A 450-nucleotide genomic window follows, 5' to 3' on the forward strand; every position below is an offset into this window, starting at 1 on the left:
CCCGGACAAGGGCCGATCAGAAGAAGTGGGGAATATTCAAATGTCACAACTGGGGAAGATTACTCCGCCATCGACAGGGTCGCCGCTCGATGCGCGCCAGCGCGATCAGCTTGATCGCATCGAACCCGACCGCGCCGATCTGGATCGCCTGGGTTACGGCACCCGTGACGATGTCGAGCGGCAGCGCCTCCAGCAGGCGCAGCACCTGGATAAACTCACGCTTGCCCCGGTTGCCCATCCGCGCTTCGAGCAGGTGTCGCAGGTGCTGGAACACATCCGGCAATGCCCAGCCCTGCAACGCCGCGGCTTGATCGAGCGCGCCGGGCTTGGTCTCGATCAGCGCCAGATAGTGGAGCGGATCGGCGACGAACACGCCCTCACCATAGCACCGCTGGTGGCGGGCGATCTCCTTGCCGCCGCACAGGATCGCGACCTCGTCGACGAAGCCCT

General features: G+C 64.7%; 1 pseudogene. It reads right to left on the reverse strand.

The features are described 5' to 3' along the window. Positions 1-70: 70 nt before the first annotated feature. Positions 71-450 (reverse strand): annotated as a pseudogene (locus QN347_RS19480) (IS21 family transposase); the annotation flags it as partial.

It is taken from the genome of Sphingomonas sp. 10B4 (assembly GCF_035019905.1).
GTDB classification, from domain to species: domain Bacteria; phylum Pseudomonadota; class Alphaproteobacteria; order Sphingomonadales; family Sphingomonadaceae; genus Sphingomonas; species Sphingomonas glacialis.